Raw genomic sequence first — 20,070 nt, forward strand, 5'->3', positions numbered from 1 at the left:
AGTCTAAAGACGCGCTCGGAGCTGCTCCATCGTTCCTGGCATTAGCACCTTTCGGTTTCCCGATGGTTGCTGCGACGTCGACGAGCCAGATCTCTCGGTCGCTCTTGATGGTTTTTGGTAATTCCATGGTTCGCCATGACCGCCCGGCGGTGCAAGCGCAGAGCCCGGCGGCGCTTCACACGGGGCCGCAGCCCGTAATATTTCCCGTTTTCGTCATATTCGGCGCCGGCGCGGGGCGCTTTATGACGCGCGCTGCGCGCGATAATCCGCGGATTTGAAGGGATATGACGCAGGAATATGACGCGCCAGCGTGCGTCAGCCCAGCAGCGGCACCCCGAAACCGGTGACCACCGAGCGCACCTCATCCAAATAACGCCGCGCCTGTTCGGTCAGCGGGATGGCGGTGTGGTCGATCCAGCCGATCTCGATGCGCTCGTCCACATCCAGCGGGATCGCGACGATCGAGGGGTCGAGCTCGTCGCTGATGATGCCGGTGGAGATGGTGTAGCCGCCCAGGCCGATCATCAGGTTGAAGATGGTGGCGCGGTCCGAAACCCGGATCTCGCGTTTGCTGGAGAGGGTGGAGAGGATTTCCTCGGCGAAGTAGAAGGAGCTGTGCGTACCCTGGTCGAAGGTCAGCCGCGGCAGGTCTTCAAGATCCGCAAGCGTGGCCCGCTCCCGGGAGGCCAGCGGGTTGCTGCGCGAAATGAAGATGTGCGGGTCGGCCAGGAACAGCGGATGGAAGACCAGCCGGGATTCGCGCAGCAGCTTGTCGATAACCTTTTTGTTGAAGTCGTTGCGGTAGAGGATGCCGATTTCGCTGCGCAGGGTGCGCACGTCCTCGATGATCTCCTCGGTGCGGGTCTCGCGCAGGGAGAACTCGTATTCTTCGGCGCCGCTGGCCTGCACCATCCTCACGAAGGCATCCACCGAGAAGGAGTAGTGCTGGGTGGAGATGCCCAGCAGGCGACGCGAGGGCGGCCGGTCGAGGTAGCGCTGTTCGAGCAGTTCGATCTGCTCCACCACCTGCTTGGCATAGCCGAGGAACTCGGCGCCCTCGGTGCTCAGCGCCACTCCCCTGGCCGAGCGCACCAGCAGGGTGAGTCCGACGCGGGCTTCGAGCTCCTTCATCGCCGCGGACATGCTCGGCTGGGCCACGTAGAGCAGGTCGGCGGCCGCGGAGATCGAGCCCTCGGTAGCCACGGTGATGAAGTAGCGCAGCTGCTGCAGCGTCAAACCATTCGCTTTCTGAACCATAGGCTGAGTCTATATCAATCCATAGTTAGCCCGAGTTACCTGATATCCGTGAATTGGCCGCATGATGGTGGCAACGACTTTTCCCGGCCTGCCCAGGCCCCTGTTCAGATAGGCCGCCATGGCAGACACCTTTGACTTCAGCATTGCAGGAACCGAATTCAACGAGGACTACACGCCCTCGAAGAGCTCGCGCATTACGACCAACTTCGCCAATCTGGCGCGCGGCGAGAACCGCCGGGAGAACCTGCGCAATGCGCTGACGATGATCAACCGCCGCTTCAACTCGCTGGCTCACTGGGACAACCCGCGCGGCGACCGCTACTCGCTGGAGCTTGAGATCGTCTCCGCCAATGTGCACTTCGACAGCGCCGAGGGCCCGGCGGAATTCCCGCTGCTGGAGGTGCTGGACACGACCGTTCTCGATCACCACAACGGCACCCGCAGCCACGGCATCGTGGGCAACAACTTCTCCTCCTACGTGCGCGACTACGACTTCAGCGTGGTGCTTCCGGCCGCGGCAGACGCCACCGGCAAGCCCTCGCTACCCGAGGATTTCGGAGACCTGCACGGGCGCCTGTTCCAGCATTTCCTGGACTCCGAGGCCTACCGCCAGCGCTTCGAACAGCTGCCGGTGGTCTGCATCAGCGTCTCCACCTCGAAGACCTACCACCGCACCGGCAACAGCCACCCGGTCCTCGGCCTGGAATACGAGCAGGACGACTACTCGCTGACCGACGCCTACTTCGGCAAGATGGGGTTGCGTGTGCGCTACTTCATGCCCGCCGGGTCGGTGGCCCCGCTGGCCTTCTACTTCCGCGGCGATTTGCTGAACGACTACAGCGACCTGCAGCTGGCCAGCATCATCGCCACCATGGAGACCTTCCAGAAGATCTACCGCCCAGAGGTCTACAACGCGAACTCCCCAGCTCCGGCCGTCTACCAGCCGAGCCTGAGCGCCCATGACTTCTCCCGCACGCTGATCGACTACGACCGCGAAGAGCGCACCCGCCTCGGCGCCAGCCAGGGCCGCTACACCGAAGAGCACTTCATCACCCCGAACCGCGAGCTGCTTGACGCCTGGGCCGCCGGCTACCCAACCCCCGTCGCCTAAAGACACAGTCGACTAAGACTTCAGTCGCAAAAACACCTAAAGGATCCACCCATGAGCAACAACCTTCTTCCGACTTCCATCGTCGGCTCCCTTCCCAAGCCATCATGGCTTTCCGAGCCAGAGAAACTCTGGTCCCCGTGGAAGCTGGAAGGCGCCGAACTGATCGAAGGCAAGCAGGACGCCATGCGCGCCGCGGTGCTGGAGCAGACCCGCCGCGGCATCGACATCATTTCCGACGGCGAGCAGACCCGCCAGCACTTCGTCACCACCTTCATCGAGCACCTGTCGGGCGTCGACTTTGAGAACCGCCAGACCGTGCTGATCCGCGACCGCTACGAGGCCAGCGTGCCCAGCGTGGTCGGCGCCGTTCAGCGCAAGGCCCCGGTATTCGTTGAGGATGCGAAGTTCCTGCGCACGCTGACCGACCGCCAGATCAAGTGGACCCTGCCCGGCCCGATGACCATGGTGGACACCCTGCACGACGCGCACTACGGCAGCCGCGAAAAGCTGGCCTGGGAATTCGCCACCATCCTGAACCAGGAAGCCAAGGAGTTGGAGGCGGCCGGCGTGGACGTCATCCAGTTCGACGAGCCGGCGTTCAACGTGTTCTTCGACGAGGTGGCCGACTGGGGCGTGGCGGCACTGGAACGCGCCTGCGAAGGGTTGAAGGCAGAAACCGTGGCACACATCTGCTTCGGCTACGGCATCAAGGCCAACAACGATTGGAAGGCCACCCTGGGCGCCCAGTGGCGGCACTACGAGAAGTCCTTCCCGCTGCTGCAGCGCTCGAGCATCGACACCATCTCGCTCGAATCCCACCACTCCAACGTGCCGATCGAGGTAGTTGAAATGGTGCGCGGCAAGCGGGTCATGCTCGGCGCCATCGACGTAGCCAATGAGACCGTGGAGACCCCGGAAGAGGTGGCAGAAACCCTGCGCAAGGCGCTGGAATTCGTGGACGCGGACAAGCTCATCCCGAGCACCAACTGCGGCATGGCCCCGTTCCCCCGCGACGTTGCGCTGGCCAAGCTGAGCGCGCTGAGCGCCGGCGCCACTGTGCTGCGCGAGGAGCTCGTCGGTGCCAGCGTCTAAGGCAGCGATCGACGTGGAGCAGTCCCTGCCCTCGGAGGATTTCAAGGCGGTTTTCCGCGGTCACCCCAGCGGCGTCGCGGTCATCACGGCGGATGCAGGTCAGGGCCCGGTAGCCCTGACCGCATCCTCGGTCGCCTCGGTGAGCGCCGAACCCCCGCTGCTGATTTTTTCAGTCTCGGCGCTGTCCTCGGCCTCGCCGGTCCTGTCCCGCGCCGAGACGGTGGTCGTGCATTTTCTCGATGTGCAGGACATCGACGTGGCGAAGCTTGGCGCGAAAAGCGGCATCGACCGCTTTGCCCAGGCCCAGACATGGACTCGTCTGAGCACCGGCGAAACGGTGTATGACGGCGTACGCGCGTGGGTGCGCTGCGAGATCGTCGAGCGGATTCAGGCCGGAGAATCCAAGGTGCTCATCGCCCGTGCCCTGCAGTCGCACATCGAACGCGACGTGCAGCCCGGCCAGCCAAGCGACGCCCTGGTCTATCACAACCGCATGTGGCACCATCTGGACGAGCGCTCTGCCATTGATCATGGAATAGCCATGTAGCATTAACCGTCCTAAGAGATCGATATTCCATCCTCGATTTTCCACGTTCCAAACAGATAAGTCAGATCGAGATGTGGAAAATCCAAAGAAACTGGCCTCTGAAGGTCTGAAACGCCGGCTATGTTTTTCTTCTCAGGTACCCAGCCAATGAATGGTTCTGCGACGGGAATACTCATTGTAATAGAATTCTGAGGCGGGTCGGTGTGTGGTATCGATTCCACAGTGGTGGGCTTCATCAATGGGTGCGTTACCAAAAATTGGGGAGTGGGGTAGGAAGTGCCACCAATTGTTCGGGTTCCTTCAGGTGCAATGACGGCCTGAGGGGTTTCGCCCGCACGTATTGTTATTTTTAGCGCACCGCATCTGAGCGGGACGACGTTCCCTTCCCACAACAGCCTAGTCTGCCGGAGTTCCACTACTTCTCGGATTGCGACGGGATCAATAGGTACTGACAGGTGTTCCGACGTAATATTTTCAATTGTGATGAGATCTTGAAAGATCCCAATATTGAAATCCAGTTCTTGGATATTTTGGTCAGACGTATTGCCCATTTCAAGAGCGATAAAATCCCTTTCAAGAACCCTGAATCGCAATAAGCTACCTTGATTACAAGCTCGCTCAAACAGATACTTATCCAAGAACATCCTATTCGTGGTCAGTGTTAAAACCTTAATTTCCAATTGCAGATCGGATGCGACATTGTCTTGGATTCGACAAGTGAACCGGTACTCTACGCAGCCCGCCACAAGCACATGCCATTCCATTCGTTCACCTTGCGATTCGCGGTGAGTAACCGCCGCTTCATATTCTGCTACTAGTGATCCGTCTGAGGATTCGATTTGGAGCTGAACTTGATTCCGGTCATCCGTACGCAGCATTTCAGTGACAGTGAGCTGCTTGAAGCCGACAGGGAACTGCTGATCTAGCACATTCATCTTCGGCATTTCGGTTCCGACTGGGGCGAAATAGGCTGTTCCAGTTTCAACAATTTCATTAGTTCCTACAACAACGGCTGTAGAGGTAGTTTCTTCGGACAACTCGAAGGCGCCGAGATCAGCCAGTTCGGAGACGAACTCCATCGTCCTAGCGCACAAAATTGCAACAGACGAAAAGTAGGAGACTGCTCCTAAGAAACGTTCTTTGATGGGTAAGTGAGTTCCAGACTTCTTTTGCCCTCTGACATCAACGTGTACAAGGTCGCCGTATAGCCAAGCTAAGGCTAACTGACTGTCGGAGACTTCAGGAGTAGAATCGCTACCGTCTTTTTTTGCCATCTGGGTTGAATATCGCAGAGCTATCGGTTTTGCTTCGTCAAATTGGCCCCAGTCGTTACGTAAGCAAGCATATTTTCCAAGAAGCGCATCCGAATAGGTTGATGCTTGTTCACACCTTTTTATGACGGTTTCGATTGCTTCTAGCACTTTGGCGTAATGGATCGATTCGGTTTTCAGCAACAAGGGTCTGAGCCTTGAAGCTAAGGACTCGAAAATCTCTTCGTCTGGAAGCTGTCGTCGAATTTCGATTGATCCATCATTCCCGAGCGTCCCGGACAACTTCGGATTTGCGAGCGCTTCGAGTTCGCTGTGATCTACCGCCAATGAATGTGCAGCAATGCGTCGTGCTCTAAGGAAAAACCGCCCTAAAGTGTTTTCGGCTTGTTGAAACTGTTGCTTATCCCCGGTCTCCATGGGGTAGTAATCCTCTCGTCTGTGGAAGGATAGATTAGTTATCGCGTAAGGATGCTTGTGTCCTGATCTCTAGATTGAAGAATAAGATTTGGCCCCGGAGCAATCTCGGAGTTCAGCGCTCGCGCCGCGCAGGTAATACCTTTAAAGCGGCCAATTAGGGGTGCGTCACGTTGATAACTTTGGCAAGGCTCTCGAAGTTGCTGAGCGTCGTCTGCGAGAGTTTCTCAACCTTCGAGGGGTCGCGCAACAGCACCTCGGCAGGTCGCCAGTGGTCAAATTTCCCGTCCAGCTTTTCCAGACGCAGGATGAGCCGATCTGGATGATCCGGAAGGTCCCCGACCTTGTGCTTCTTTCCAAATGCCTCGTTATAAAGCGCGAGATAGTCACCAACGGTGAATAGGTCCTCGATGTCACTATGCTTCTGCTCGAGCACAGCCCCGACGAACACAACCCGCTTGCCGGCGATCTTATTGGCCTTGATCGCGGCCTCCACCTTCCCGCCGCCCTCGGTCCCGGAATCGAGCAGTACTGTGACCGACACCTTCTGCCCTAGGAGAGCGACGAAGGCAGGCACGTTTGATGCCCCTCCGGCGGGGAGGATCCGCCAGCGCTCGTCCAGCCCTTCGCGTCTTATGTCGCGGAGGTGGCGGCCGATCACGTCGAGGTAGGCCAAATCCGACGGGCCTTCGACAAGCAGGTTCCGTTCCCCGATGAACAAGTTCTGCGATAGGTCGTAACCGAGCGCGGCCTGGAGCGGGAACGCGCTGTCCTCACCGACTTCTAAGGCGTCCGAGGATGTGACCGATCCGATGTCATCACCCCGGTCTTCTACAACCCGAACACGCTCGATCTGCTCCACCATGAACGGCGAGTGCGTCGTGTAGACAACCTGACCGACCGGGGCGAGGCGCTTGTTGATAAAGCGCAGGAAGTCGCGCTGCGCTTTCGCATGGAGTGTCAGGGCCGGCTCGTCGAGCAGGATCACTACGTCGTCGAGGTCCTCGAACTCGCTGAAGGCAGCAAGGAAGGAGAAGAACCACTGGTAGCCGGACGACCGGAGCGAGAAGTTGTTGGTGAAGTCGTGCTTGCGATCCTCGACGCGGAAGTTCAAGTAGCGGACGACACTGCTCTGGCCATTGGGGGCCTGGACAGTCTCCGGCTCGATCTCGACCTTGATCCGCAACTCGGGGTTGGTGCTCCAGTACTCGGACATCTCCCGGGAGAGGTCGCTGGACACCGCTTCGAGCTCCGCGGTGCGCGACTCGAACTCCGCGTCGGTCACCGAATCGATATCGGTGTCGGCCAATCGGAGGAGCGCGCGAGCAGTTTGCTTCGACGAGGCACCAGGCTGCTCGTCCTCTTGGGTGCGTAGCGTCGAGACCTCGACCCGACCATCGAGATTCTGGTAGGACGCGAAGCGAAAGAATTTCGGCATCCTTTTCAGGACGATGCCCCTCGCGATCGCGCCCAAGTCCTCCTTGTCGCCGATCAGGGAAGTGATCCTCGCCAGAGCCTCGGTATCCGCAGCAGCAGCCGCCGCGCATTCAGGATTCTCGTCCACCTCTTCGTCCGGGTCGGCCGCAGCCCGTGGAGTCGTCCGCTCCGCAGCGAGCGCCTCCTTGATCGAGGCGACCGTGGTGTGCCCCTCCAGGAGCTCGTCCGCTTCCGGGTGACCATCGAGCGCGTTCTGGAGGAAACGTAATTCGTCGACGGGCACGCGGAGCCAGCGCTTGCCGTTGTAGCGGCGACCGATGGTGACGTTCGTGTCCGTCACGACGTCGTTGCCCAGCGCGTCGCGCAGGGCCTCAAGGTCATCCTCGTCGAGCTCGAACGTCGCCTCGATCGGAGTCACGACAGAGAGGTCCTCCTTCCGTCCGTCGCGCTTCCAGCGCCATCGCGGGTAGTCATCCCTCTCAACGAACTTATCGTCGTAGACCGGGTTAAGGCGATAGAGGGCGTCCAACATCGTCGACTTGCCAGATTCGTTCATCCCGACCAGCGTCGTGACATCCGACTCTACCGACACCTCCGTCGAGTCCAACACATTCTTGTACCGACGGACCCGGAACGATGTCAATTTCATGGCGAACCCTCCTGCGAAAATTGGATTATCCGATAAGTGTACTTTCGACGACCGACAGCATTGGCCATGATGTCGATTTACAAGATCAGCCAGTTTAGAGGCGTTGCGGAGTTCGCGTGTGTTGATTAACGGGGAAGAAATGACTTTGATGCTCTTGTTTCAGCAGATCTTGAGCCAGTAGTCAAGACCTTGCTGGAGGGTAACTAAGCCCTGGCACGAAACAGGTCTGACGGACAGTCAGAAGAAACAAGCCATTCTTCTCCGCCAGTCAGGACTCACTCTGAACGAAGTAGCGCAACAGATCGGCTCAAGCTATGGCGCTACTCAGCGGTATCTCGCGCTCAGTTCCTAATTAGAATCCGCTGATTCAAGCGTATCTCCGACCGATAACAAAACTTTTGGATCAATATTTGCCACCTCACAAAGCCCTGCAAAATGAGCTGGATCAAGGGTATTCATAAACTCAAACGCTGCCGAGATAGCGCTAAAGACTTCATCAGGACTAACAACGATATCCGTAGCAGGGGTTTCGCTATGGGAATGTGCGTGCGCATATCTCGTCAGCCTGAGGCGTAGAGCATTCGCATCACCAGGATATTTGGCTTCCTCTAGCAATATTGCAGACTTTCGCATTGATGCACCAAAGTCTCCAACCCATTCCGGGTGCTTGAAGGCAAGAAAGGTTTCAAGCATCCTACGCACGACATTCGGAAACAGTAACTGAGCACTTAGTCGTTTCTCCATGCTATCGTCTGCTTGCAGATCGAGCTGTGCATCGGCTACGGCCATGAAAGCCTGATGATAAGTTGAGCGGACCATCTTACGAACCCGATCCGATGGAGGCCACGCTGCCAAGTGGGGCCTACGTCGGGTATCCCGTCCCTTAGTCTCAATCTTTGGTTTAATTTCGTAGAAGGAAGCGGAATACAATTCCTTCGCCTTGATCCCTCCAATTTTTCCGCTACGGTGAAGCGCTTCTATCTGAATATCCCACTGACGGAAAAGTTCAAAATTATGCGTAAGTAAGAACAATTGGGAAATATGATCTTTAACAATAGTTTCGTTCCAAATATAAGTCGAAACACCCATGAAAATATCACTGTCAAGGCTCGACACTGGATCGTCAACTACAACGATCGGCTTACCGTTTGCGAGATCGAAACGTGCAATCATCTCGAAGAAATGAACGAGTGTAATTGCCGTACGCTCGCCTAAGCTCAGTCCAATTGCCGGCTTACCATTACGGGTCACATGATAACGGTCTTCGACGGTTTGGAATTCAAGCTCGCGCCGCCCAAGCAACCTCGCAACCTCCTCAGTCAGTACTTTGGCACTCGGCTGAGGATCACCTTCGACATTTTCGAGAGTAGTGATTCGAGCCTTCAATTTGTTAATCTTAGCCTGAAGCTGATCTGCCTTGGTTGCCTCAGATTTGGCTATTTCACTGTATTTTCCGACTGATTCCTCAGCTGCCTTAAGGTAGTGGGATTCGATAGACCTTGCAGCATCTTGCACTTGTTGACTATGCTGCTCCACCCGATCGTTATGTTCTCTGCGCAGCCTCAGCATATCCATCGCTTTCACTACAGGTGCATCAGTGAGCGATGAATCCATAGATTGCAGGACGTTTCCAGACTTTTCTATAAGGCGATTTTTAAGATCTACTGCCCAAGTATGAAGGTTTTCAAGTTCCTTTTTCAATAAAAATTCCGCTGAATCATACTGCGAACGTAAATCTTCGAAAAATAGACCTTTCGCAGGTATGTGAGTTAGAGAATTTTGAATCGATTTTAATAACTCTTCCAGCTCTCGTATCAGACCTGCAAGATCTCTCTCTAGCGCCTTTACAGCATCCGAGAAATGACCATTGATTTGATTACGGCGCTCCACAGTAAAATCGGACCCGCAAAAAATACATTCATCGATGTTCTCGTGCAATCCCCGGCCTTCGTTGACCCAATTTGTTGCTTGGGGATGTGCAGCCAGAGAATCCAGCAAAATATTAGTTGGTGTCGCTCCAAGTGCAGAGACTGCTCGATCTTCGAGGCTCTGCGCCGTGGCTACCACAATTTGCTTGAGATCAATCAGCTCAGCTTTATCCGAATTTACAATTCCGATTTTGACCTGTAGCTCTTCATCGCCAAGCTTTGTCCAGCCAGAGTGCGAACCTTCATAAGCGGTCCGCACGACTCTCGAACTATAGCTCCCGCGGGATCGCCAACGCCCCTCGGCCCTGCTGGCTGCGTCTACTACCTGCTGGGAAATCGTTCCAAAGGTTGCATCCAATTCGGAACGTGCGTTTTTTGCAGATTCTCTATGAGATTTTTCTAGTTCTAGTGCGTCGTCTCGTTCTTTCCGCAGAGTTTCAAGTTCTACTTCTGCTTCATTTGTCCGTTCGCCAATAGTGAGAACGGCGGGCATATCAGCGCTACCTGAAGTGAAGTTGTGGCTACGGGCCACGAACTCTTCGCTGAATATGAAGGTACGGTCAAATATGGGGTTGTCAGCCCCGTCTGTGATCGTGACTGGCTCACTGTCAAGCACTACAGACACACGACTAGGTCCATTACTGTCTTGTGATCCACGCAATCCGTAAAACGCGCCAGACAACGATGTCTTTCCTGTGCCGTTTGAACCGAAAATTACGTTAATTTTTTGAAATGGAGGTAGTCCGCCGTCCCAACGATAATCTTCAAAGAATCCGCATTCGCGTATCCATTCAAATTTTTTATACATTTGACTGTCTCCTATTTCTGACTCAGCCCAAAAAATCGCTCAAAGAACACGGTTAGTCTCTCGATCACACGACGTTTCTTCTCACCATGATTCTTCTCCTTCGAGAACCGCGACACGGGTGGCAGAATCTTGGTTACCTCGGTGCCTGTGGTGCGCAGCAATCCATCGGTAAACGCCAGATCAACGAATCCGATTGTCTGCTCACGCTTCAAGTTTTCCGAAGCAATGATTTCTTCAAGCTCGCTCTCGCGCTGCTTCAGCACATATGCCTGCCATTCCTCCTGAACCGAGCCATCCGCAGACACAGAGTCAACGAAGTTTTCGATCAGATCCTTTTTGTTGCGAAGGGAAGGGCTGGAGTCAATTGCACGAGAAATACCAGCTCGCAGCTCCTTGTCATCGCCGTCGCCACGTTCTTCTCGGTACTTCTGCACGAGCAGCAGAATGTAGTCAACGTTGATCTCAACCTGTTTGATTAGCTCAATCTCGAACACAAGATCAGCCGTGATTTGTTCCTTCTCACCGGAATCATGCTTTTTCCGCTCATTCCATAGATCCAAATAGACCGACTGATAATCCTGGGCTTGGCGTACTGAAAGGACTTCGTTTCCAGCAAACTCATCAAACGAGGTCAAGATATTCTTCAAACGAAGAATCTCGCCATAGAGTTTGATGAACTCATTCTGCCCAGCTTCGCTATCGATCATCTGACCAGGAACGAACTTCTCCAACAGATCAGAGACCTTTTGCGCATACTCCTCGTAGTACTCTCGATACGGTTTGAGTAACACAATTCCGGCAGCATCCTTATTGCCGAAGAGGGCAATTGCATCGTTCGTTGCTTCTTCCAGATCACGGAAGTTCACAATGTTGCCGTACGTTTTCACCGAGTTCAAGATACGGTTCGTTCGCGAATACGCCTGAATCAGCCCATGGGAGCGCAGATTCTTATCCACCCAAAGGGTGTTCATCGTGGTCGCATCAAAACCAGTCAAGAACATATTCACCACAATGGCCATATCCAAGTCACGATTCTTCAACCGCAGAGACAAGTCCTTGTAGTAGTTCTGGAAGCTATCCGAACTCGTGTCATAGCTCGTACCGAACATCTGGTTATAGTCAGCAATCGCCGATTCCAGGAAAGAACGAGCATCACCGGAAAGGCTCTCGGTTTCAAAGCCTTCTTCTTCCAGAACGCCATCTTCAGAATCTGGGTTCGCGGCGTATGAGAAGATCGTAGCGATCTTCAGACGGCGATCAGGTGTGAGATCAGCTTGCTGACGTTTGAACTCGTTGTAGTACGTCCTAGCAGCTGTAATCGATGCCGTAGCAAACAGGGAATTGAACCCACGAACACGCTTCTCCCCTAGGGAATACCCCACGGATCGTTTCGTCTTCTGATCAAAATGCTCCAGGATATACGAGGCTACCTGCGACACACGTACAGGCGATAAAAGTGCGTTCTCGGTGTCGATCGATGACACCTGCTTATCCTGGACCGAACCGACCTTCATCGTATTCACGTAATCAATACGGAAGGGCAGAACATTCTTGTCGGTGATCGCATCCTTGATCGTATAGGTATGCAGCTTCTCACCGAATGCCTGAGCTGTCGTCTTCAGGTGCGGATTGCCGCCACTGCCTGAGTTCTCCGCAAAAATCGGGGTACCCGTAAACCCAAACAGGTTATAGCGTTTGAACGCTTTCGTAATGGCCGTGTGCATGTCACCGAACTGGGACCGGTGGCATTCGTCAAAGATCAGCACAATATGGCCTGAATAGATCTCGTGACCATTGTTCTTCGCGATAAAGGTAGAAAGCTTCTGGATCGTCGTGATGATGATCTTCTTCGACGGATCCTCCAGCTGACGCTTTAGTACCGCAGTAGACGTGTTGGAGTTCGCCGAGCCCTTCTCAAACCGGTCGTACTCTTTCATTGTCTGATAGTCGAGGTCTTTGCGGTCAACGACGAACAGTACTTTGTCCACGCTCTGTAGGCGTGAGGCGAGCTGTGCTGCCTTGAAACTGGTCAAGGTCTTGCCTGAGCCGGTCGTGTGCCAGACGTAGCCGCCAGCTTCTTGCGAACCAAGGGTCTTGTAGTTGGTAGAGATGTCGATCTTCTGCAAGATCTTCTCGGTCGCCACAATCTGATAAGGACGCATCACCAACAGTAAGCGATCACTAGTGAGCACACAGTAGCGGGTGAGGATATTCAGTAGAGAATGCTTGGCAAAGAACGTCTTGCCAAATGCCGTCAGATCAAGAATTGGCTTGTTCTGAGCATCAGCCCACCATGAGGTGAACTCAAAACTATTAGAAGTCTTCGACTTCTTTTTCGCGCCCGTTGCATCGGCGACGTGCTGACGGCGTGTAGTGTTCGAATAGTACTTCGTCTGTGTGCCGTTACTGATGACGAACAATTGCACATACTCAAACAAGCCCGAGCCAGCCCAGAAGCTATCCCGCTGGTACCGATCAATCTGATTGAACGCCTCACGAATCGGAACGCCACGGCGTTTCAATTCGATATGCACCATCGGCAAACCATTGACCAGTACGGTCACGTCATACCTGTTAGCGAAGCTTGCGCCTCCCTCGCCACGATCCACTGCGTACTGGTTGATCACCTGTAAACGGTTATTGTGGATATTTTGCTTATCCAGCAGTGTAATGTTCTTCGTCGTACCATCATCACGGGTTAGTAACTGTACGTGGTCTTCTTGGATGCGTTCCGTCTTTTCGACGATCCCATCGCCAGCACTGGCGATCCGTTCTTTGAAGAACCGTTGCCATTCTTCGTCTGAAAATGTGAAGTGGTTTAGCGTTTCGAGCTGAGTACGGAGATTGGTAACGAGGTCTTCTTCACGCGTCAGCTGCACGTATTCGTAGGCTTGGCCTTCGAGCAGGCGAATGAACTCTCGTTCCAGCTGTGCTTCAGACTGATACGAAGTGTCTTTTGACGGATCGGCATCATAGACCGAGACAACGGTGCTCTCGTTGCTTACCGCGATAGTGTCGTATTTTCGTGCCTGTGCTTCGATCATTTTTCTGCCTCCTCCGTTTGTTGTTTCAGCCATTGTTGTCGCAAAGTATCAAGCGGTGGACCGGCTGGGTTGCCCAGCTTCCAGGTCACCCACCCATTAGAAGATTGAAGCTCTAGAGCTTTTGCAGCTGCGGTGCTCGGGGATTTATACGAAACACCGCGGACAATAATCTCGCCATCAGCGGTTACGCTGCCTTCAGCTTCTTTGCCTGCTTGGCTCAAGTACAAGGTATGCCCGGCCTGTAATAAGCCACTGGAAACCAAATCAGCGACGGTAACAACTCGCGTGGGTTTAGTGCTCCGTTTTGAATCTGGCGTCGGCTGTTCGTCCTCGACTTCGGTTTGCGGATTATTCCTACTTACGTCCAGACCAGCTAAGCGCAGCGCACCGAGGATACTCTTTACGAAAGCATCCAAGGAGATCATCATGTGCTTCGGCAGAGTCTCGTCACCACTCGACTGGCCTTCAACAACGGTGATCTGATGCAACGCGTTAAGCTCAGCAGCGATGCGACCTTCTAGGTATCCGATTTCAGCAGTATTGAACCCGGCAGTCGTATCGCGCTTCACAGCCAGAGCACGACGCCAAGGAAGCTTTTCCTTGTTGTTGTGCTGCTGTAAACGGCCACGTAGTTTGCGTGCTTGCCCTACATACACTCGATTCGTTCCATCGGCCGTCATCAGGACATACACGCCAGGCGCGTCCCAATCGCTCGCGGGCAGAGACACCCAGTGCTGACGGTCAAAATACGCCACACGCAGTGCATGCTCAACAAAGTCAGCAATGATCGGAGCTTCAGTATCCGACGGAATCTGCACATTCACCGGAGTCGTACTCAAGATGCAGTCTCCAGCTCTTTAAAGGTGAGTAGCTTGTCGCGGTAGTACTCGTATTGCTGGCGACGCGCAGCCAACTCCGCAGGGAGACCAACGGACAGGTCGTTGACGAGAGCATCGAACTTATCCAAAATATCGATTATTCGATTCTGGGCCTCCAACGAAGGCAACGGAACGAATTCGTCTTTTAGCCACTTGGAAGAGATGTTTTTGACGGTTCCGTTACCCGTGGATGAGATAGCTTGCTGCTCAAATTCGTCTGTATTTAGATAATGAAACAGGTATCTCGTTAGAATTTTAGAGCTTGATGGCCTGATACAGGCAACCCGTTGGTTTAGGGCGGCAGGTACGTCCATATCAGTCAACATAGCGACCCGTCCTACACTTCCAGATAAGGACATCACCAAATCCCCAGGCAACAACATGTACCTTTTTATTTCAGATTCTTTCGCAATTGAATAGTACTTTAGATCTTTTCCAGACATCGCACCTTTTTGAACGTCAGATATTCTGACAACTCGAATGCCGGATTCAACATAACTGCTACTCTTGAAAGAATACCCTTGAAGTATGTCTGCGACTTCTCCAAGCCTCACACACTGAGCGTCGGGCGTCGTTCTAAATACATCTGACTTATAATGCTCATACTGCTGCTTCCGAGCTTCCAGCTCCGCTTCCAGCTCCGCTTCCAGCTCCGCTTCCATTTTACTAAAAGTATCAAGAATATCTGCGATATGACGCTGAATTTCAAGTGGTGGAACAGGGATAATTAGCTTGGCCAACGATGAACCAGAAATTCGCCGCACCTTTGTTCCTGAGATGTGACGCTGCTTCTGATCTTGAAACTGTCGACTCTGGAAGAAGTATGAAACGTAACGAGGTTCCAATTCATGGCGGTAGATATATGCGTCACCACTCAATACCACTTCAGTGTCGCCAAGCCAAGCTGTAGCTTTGGCTACAGCTTCATCGTCTTCACTAGTAGTGGCGATCAACAAATCACCATGGCGCGCATGGCGGAGCTTTGATGCAGTATCAGTCGTGGTAAATGAGAAAGTCTCTCTGGTCGAAATCCCATAGAGAGTATGGATCTGTCCATAATGCACTGCCGGGAATCCTTCGTCATAAAGATCCTTCTTCTGCAGTCCATTTCCACGAATAAATTCGCCGACGTCTCCCAATGTCTTATGGTCGACTCCTGCCGGGCATTGTTCGGCGATCAGTTCATCAATCTGGCTCACTTCGCACCCTCCAGATCAGCCACGATCGCGTCAATTGAGGTGCGCAGTTCGGACTGACGGGCAACGATCTGCTCGATCCGTGCATTCAACTCGGTAATGTCGATGACTTCACGAGTGTTCTCAGCCTCGACGTACGACGACACGGCAATGTTGTAGTCATTCGCGGCAAATGCACTGTTCTCAACCAGGGTTGTGAAATGCTCCGACGATTCACGTTTCATGAACGCATCGAGCAAGGTCTGCTGGTTGGTTTCACTGAGCTTGTTCTTATTGCCGCTGCGCACGAACTGCGCCGAGCCATCAATAAATAGCACGTCGTTGGTCTTTTTCGACTTCTTCAGCACGATGATGCAGGTTGCAATTGTGGTGCCAAAGAACAAATCGGCAGGCAGCTGAATCACCGCATCGACATAGTTGTTATCGATCAGGTACTTACGAATCTTACGTTCGGCACCGCCACGGTACAGCACGCCAGGGAACTCAACGATCGCTGCCGTACCGTTGGTCGCCAGCCAGTGGAGCATATGCATCGTGAAAGCAAGGTCTGCCTTCGACTTCGGTGCCAGCACGCCAGCTGGCGCGTAGCGTGGATCGTTGATCAAGATTGGGTTCGCATCGCCCTCCCACTTGATCGAATACGGAGGGTTGGAAACGATCGCTTCAAACGGCTCATCATCCCAATGATGAGGTTCCAACAGGGTGTCACCGAGTGCAAGGTCAAAGTTCTCGTAATTAACGTCGTGCAGGAACATGTTAATGCGAGCCAGATTGTAAGTGGTGAGGTTGATTTCCTGGCCGTAGAACCCACCCACGTTCTCCTTGCCAAGCACCTTGGCAAACTTGAGCAGCAGGGAACCCGATCCAGCAGCAGGGTCATAGACCTTGTTGACGCGTGTCTTACCAACTGTGGTGATTTTTGCCAGAAGCTCGGAAACTTCTTGCGGCGTGTAGTATTCGCCACCAGATTTGCCGGCGCTGGATGCGTACATCTGCATTAGGTACTCGTACGCGTCACCGAATAGGTCAATAGAATTATCCGAGAACTTGCCTCCCAGAGGAAGGTCACCGATCGCGTCAAGCAACTTGACCATTTTGGCGTTGCGTTTGGCCACGGTGTTACCGAGCTTGGTGCTATTGACGTTCAGATCGTCAAAGAGGCCCTTAAGATCATCTTCGCTATCGGTACCACTTGCTGAGCCTTCGATGTCTCGGAAGATGCTTTCAAGTGTTTCATTGAGATTCTCGTCTTGTGGTGCACGCTTGCGAACATTCTCGAATAGCTCAGAAGGGCGAATGAAGAAGCCCTTTTCACTAACAATGTCCTCACGCGCGAACTCGGCTTCGGCATCGCTCATCTTGGCGAAATCAAAGTCTGCCGAGCCAGCGTCCCGTTCGCCATCGTTGATGTAGTTGGTGAGGTTTTCAGAAATGAAACGATAGAACAAAATGCCTAGGACATAGGACTTGAAGTCCCAGCCGTCCACCGAACCGCGAAGTTCATTGGCCACTTGCCAGATTGTTTTGTGCAGTTCCGCTCGCTGCTGTTCCTTCACCGTGTTGACCTTCTACTTTCTCCCGCGCCGGTTCAGGGCACCGACTAGCATTTGATTACTTGCAACGTTACCCCAGCAAACCTTCAGGATAATGTGTCGACGGTTATCTGCTCCTCGAAGCACGTTGCTTCGAAGAAAAACTTATTATTAATACCTTAATTTCAAATATTGCAAATATTTGTGATTCAAAATTTCCTTTGCCCTACACCTATTAGGTTCGGCCTACGGCTGTTAGTTGATTCGCTCCCTTCGATTCCGCAGTTGCTTTCCAGCCAAGACGCCAAGCAGCACAATAGTTTGCATGGACTATGACAACCCGCTGATCCTCAGAGACGTCTACGCGTGGCGCGCTTGGCTGGATGAAAATGAAGAAACTAGCGATGGAGTGTGGCTGCTCGTAGCCAAAAAGGGCACCAAGGAGCCAACCTCGCTGCTGGTAGCCGACGCACTACAGGAGGCGTTGTGCAGCGGCTGGATCGACGGCCAGAGGCGCAGCAAGGATGAGACGACCTTCTTGCAGCGCTACACACCGAGGCGGAAAACCTCGGTCTGGTCCGAAAAGAATACGCAGTTTGTGCAGGAGCTGATCGTTCAGGGGCGGATGCGACCGCGAGGACAACTGGAGATCGACAAAGCCAAAGAAGACGGTCGATGGGATCGCGCCTATCAGGGGCAGGCCACGGCCCAGGTTCCCTAAGACCTTCAGGCTGCGCTGGACGCAGCACCAGCTGCCAAGGCTGCATTCGACGCGTTGAGATCCCAGCCGCGCTATCACATCCTGCACCAGCTCATGATCGCCAGAACCGAAAAGACCAGAGCCTCGCGGCTAGAGAAATTCATCGCACAACTGTCCGAAACGGCAGACAAACTCCCGTAAATAAAAATTCTCAAGTTATTTCAAAATAGCCAAACCATATATGACTAGGCTCTATGAAGAAGCCTTTAAGTAGTCTTCACACCGGTTTCACAAACATAGACCAAGATAAAACATGTGAGGAAGAAACGAACTACCGCCCTAGTCATTGGGCTGCTGCTGATCCCGCTGGGTCTGATAATCGGCAGCCAGTTGCTCTTGGTCAGCGACCAGGTGCCGGATGTCCCCCGGCAGCCGGTTGTCGTCAGCAATACGCCGAGTTCCACGGCTCCCGCAGCCACTACGGAAGCGGACCGGGGAACGTCCGAAGACCAGTCGACTAAGGACGAGTCGAAGAAGGACGGCGAAGCCAAGGCACCGGCCAAGCAGTCCGAGAAGCCAAAACCTGCATCTACGCCAGCCCCCAAGCAGCAGGTGCAGAAGGCTCCTGCCCCGCGCACCACCGAAGACGACGATGATGACGACGATGGTGCGGAATCCGATGACGACTAATCAAACGCATCAGGCAAAGATCCGCCAATCCAAGATTTCTGCCAGGCTTCGGATTACCGGCTGGATCCTGTTGACCACAACCATCGCTCTGGTGGCAGTCTCCGCCACGGCACGCAGCATCTCGCAGTTGGAAATCACGCAGAGCGCCAATGAGGCGGTGGCGCAGGAAAGCGCCGAGTTCGTTCGCTTCGCCGAAACCGGCAGCAACCCTAATACCGGCGGCTCGTTTTCATCTGTTGAGCAGATGCTTCGGCTGTATATCCATCGCCAGTCGCTGACCACCGGCGAGAGCCTGTTGGCGGTGGTCGACGGGTCGGTGGCAGCCGCCGAAGGTGCCTCCACCGCTTGGGTGCGTTCGGGAACCGACGTTTCGGTGCTCCCTGAAGAGCTGCGCAATGTCATCGCCAGCGCTGCAACCTCGGGGGTCAGCGATACCAGTTCCGGGGCGCTGCACTGGGCCCGGATCCCAGTGCAGTTCGGTGAAGACCGCGGCGTGCTGATCATTACCCAGTCCACCGATCAGGCGGTGGCATCGCTGCAGCGCTCGACCCTGGCCATGGGCTGGGTGGGGCTGGCCGGGCTGCTGCTGACCTGTGGCATTGCCTGGCTGGCCGCCGGACAGATTCTCAAACCGATCCGCCAGGTGCAGCAGGTGGCGCAGGAGATCTCCACCAAGAACCTCACCGAGCGCGTCCCGGTCAACGGCAATGACGACATTGCGGCGGTGGCCACCACCTTCAACCACATGCTGGACAGGCTGCAGGCGATCTACGATACGCAGCAGCGTTTCGTGGACGATGCCGGGCATGAGCTGCGCACCCCGATCACCATTGTGCGCGGGCACCTGGAACTGCTCAGCAACGACCCGACCGAACGGGCCGCGACGCTGCGGCTGGTCGACTCGGAGCTGGCGCGCATGGGCAGGATCGTCTCCGACCTGCTGGTGCTGGCCCGCTCCGAACAGCCTAACTTCGTCAACCCCGCCGAGGTGGAACTGGTGGAGCTGATGCTGGACATCGAGGCGAAGGTGCAGGTGCTCGGCGACCGGCGTTGGCAGCTGGTGCAGATCGCCGAGGGCACAACCCAGCTGGACGCCCAGCGCATCACCCAGGCCTTCCTGCAGCTGGCCACCAACGCGGTGCAGTACACCGCCCCCGGGGACCGCATCCGCATGGGGTCGAACTTCGAGGTCAATGAGGAGGGTGAACACGTGCTGCGCTTCTGGATCCACGACTCGGGGCCCGGCATCGCCGCCTCGGATGTCTCCACGATCTTTGAACGCTTTGAACGCGGCGAGGGCCACCGTTCGGGCTCCAACCCGCACGAGCGGGCCGGGGCCGGGCTGGGGCTTGCCATTGTGCGCACCATCGCGCACGCCCACGGCGGATCGGCCTGGGTCTCCAGCGTCAAGGGCGACGGCGCCCGCTTCGGCGTCGACATCCCAGCCCCCAAGACCAACCATGAACCAGCCGCGATCACCGCAGAACTGCCGGTGCTGGCAGCCGAAAGGAACTGA

Annotated in this window: 14 protein-coding genes, 1 pseudogene and 1 riboswitch; of the genes and pseudogenes, 7 read left to right on the plus strand and 8 right to left on the minus strand. The window is 54.8% G+C overall.

What is annotated here, in order from left to right; genetic code table 11:
- Positions 1-23: 23 nt before the first annotated feature.
- A riboswitch (SAM riboswitch) is annotated at positions 24-114 on the minus strand.
- Positions 115-315: 201 nt separating this feature from the next.
- Positions 316-1,257 (minus strand): LysR family transcriptional regulator, encoded by a 942-nt coding sequence (locus tag RUH64_RS05245; protein WP_313811863.1) that lies wholly within the window; start codon positions 1,255-1,257, stop codon positions 316-318.
- A 118-nt stretch (positions 1,258-1,375) separates the two neighbouring features.
- Here RUH64_RS05245 and RUH64_RS05250 point away from each other — a divergent pair, with 118 nt between their 5' ends.
- The 3 genes from RUH64_RS05250 to RUH64_RS05260 are packed head-to-tail and all read left to right on the plus strand — an operon-like array spanning position 1,376 to position 4,007.
- On the plus strand, positions 1,376-2,368 hold the full coding sequence (locus RUH64_RS05250) for a putative oxygenase MesX (protein ID WP_313811864.1): 993 nt from the start codon (positions 1,376-1,378) through the stop codon (positions 2,366-2,368).
- A gap of 51 nt (positions 2,369-2,419) precedes the next feature.
- The gene (locus tag RUH64_RS05255) at positions 2,420-3,460 is read left to right on the plus strand and encodes a methionine synthase (RefSeq protein ID WP_313811866.1); all 1,041 of its coding nucleotides are present in this window, start codon (positions 2,420-2,422) and stop codon (positions 3,458-3,460) included.
- Positions 3,447-4,007, plus strand: coding sequence for a flavin reductase family protein (locus tag RUH64_RS05260; protein ID WP_313811867.1), 561 nt, complete (start codon positions 3,447-3,449; stop codon positions 4,005-4,007). Before RUH64_RS05255 ends, RUH64_RS05260 begins: the two co-directional genes overlap by 14 nt.
- An 11-nt stretch (positions 4,008-4,018) precedes the next feature.
- Here the strand turns inward: RUH64_RS05260 and RUH64_RS05265 are convergent, their stop codons facing one another.
- The 7 genes from RUH64_RS05265 to RUH64_RS05295 all read right to left on the minus strand — a co-directional run bounded on the left by RUH64_RS05265 (position 4,019) and on the right by RUH64_RS05295 (position 17,188).
- Complete coding sequence (locus tag RUH64_RS05265; RefSeq protein ID WP_313811869.1) at positions 4,019-5,695, minus strand: hypothetical protein; 1,677 nt, start codon at positions 5,693-5,695, stop codon at positions 4,019-4,021.
- A gap of 154 nt (positions 5,696-5,849) precedes the next feature.
- On the minus strand, positions 5,850-7,778 hold the full coding sequence (locus tag RUH64_RS05270; RefSeq protein WP_313811871.1) for an AAA family ATPase: 1,929 nt from the start codon (positions 7,776-7,778) through the stop codon (positions 5,850-5,852).
- A gap of 348 nt (positions 7,779-8,126) precedes the next feature.
- Entirely contained in the window at positions 8,127-10,514 is a 2,388-nt protein-coding gene (locus RUH64_RS05275; RefSeq protein WP_313811873.1) for an AAA family ATPase, read from the minus strand.
- A gap of 11 nt (positions 10,515-10,525) precedes the next feature.
- The gene (locus RUH64_RS05280; RefSeq protein WP_313811874.1) at positions 10,526-13,558 is read right to left on the minus strand and encodes a type I restriction endonuclease subunit R; all 3,033 of its coding nucleotides are present in this window, start codon (positions 13,556-13,558) and stop codon (positions 10,526-10,528) included.
- The gene (locus RUH64_RS05285) at positions 13,555-14,397 is read right to left on the minus strand and encodes a GIY-YIG nuclease family protein (protein WP_313811876.1); all 843 of its coding nucleotides are present in this window, start codon (positions 14,395-14,397) and stop codon (positions 13,555-13,557) included. Before RUH64_RS05285 ends, RUH64_RS05280 begins: the two co-directional genes overlap by 4 nt.
- Positions 14,394-15,635 (minus strand): restriction endonuclease subunit S, encoded by a 1,242-nt coding sequence (locus tag RUH64_RS05290; protein ID WP_313811877.1) that lies wholly within the window; start codon positions 15,633-15,635, stop codon positions 14,394-14,396. Before RUH64_RS05290 ends, RUH64_RS05285 begins: the two co-directional genes overlap by 4 nt.
- Entirely contained in the window at positions 15,632-17,188 is a 1,557-nt protein-coding gene (locus tag RUH64_RS05295) for a type I restriction-modification system subunit M (RefSeq protein WP_313811878.1), read from the minus strand. The genes RUH64_RS05290 and RUH64_RS05295 overlap by 4 nt, the downstream gene beginning before the upstream one ends.
- A gap of 301 nt (positions 17,189-17,489) precedes the next feature.
- On the opposite strand from RUH64_RS05295, the gene RUH64_RS05300 reads away from it, so the two are divergent.
- From RUH64_RS05300 to RUH64_RS05315, 4 genes and pseudogenes are all read left to right on the plus strand, one after another.
- Positions 17,490-17,885: a hypothetical protein gene (locus RUH64_RS05300; protein WP_313811880.1), complete on the plus strand. Its 396-nt coding sequence runs from the start codon at positions 17,490-17,492 to the stop codon at positions 17,883-17,885.
- Positions 17,886-17,897: 12 nt separating this feature from the next.
- Positions 17,898-18,065 (plus strand): annotated as a pseudogene (locus RUH64_RS05305) (YdeI/OmpD-associated family protein); the annotation flags it as partial.
- Positions 18,066-18,179: 114 nt separating this feature from the next.
- Complete coding sequence (locus RUH64_RS05310; protein WP_313811881.1) at positions 18,180-18,554, plus strand: hypothetical protein; 375 nt, start codon at positions 18,180-18,182, stop codon at positions 18,552-18,554.
- Positions 18,544-20,070, plus strand: coding sequence for an ATP-binding protein (locus RUH64_RS05315; protein ID WP_313811882.1), 1,527 nt, complete (start codon positions 18,544-18,546; stop codon positions 20,068-20,070). The genes RUH64_RS05310 and RUH64_RS05315 overlap by 11 nt, the downstream gene beginning before the upstream one ends.

The sequence above is a fragment of the Glutamicibacter sp. genome (genome assembly GCF_032154645.1).
In the GTDB taxonomy this organism is placed as follows: domain Bacteria; phylum Actinomycetota; class Actinomycetes; order Actinomycetales; family Micrococcaceae; genus Glutamicibacter.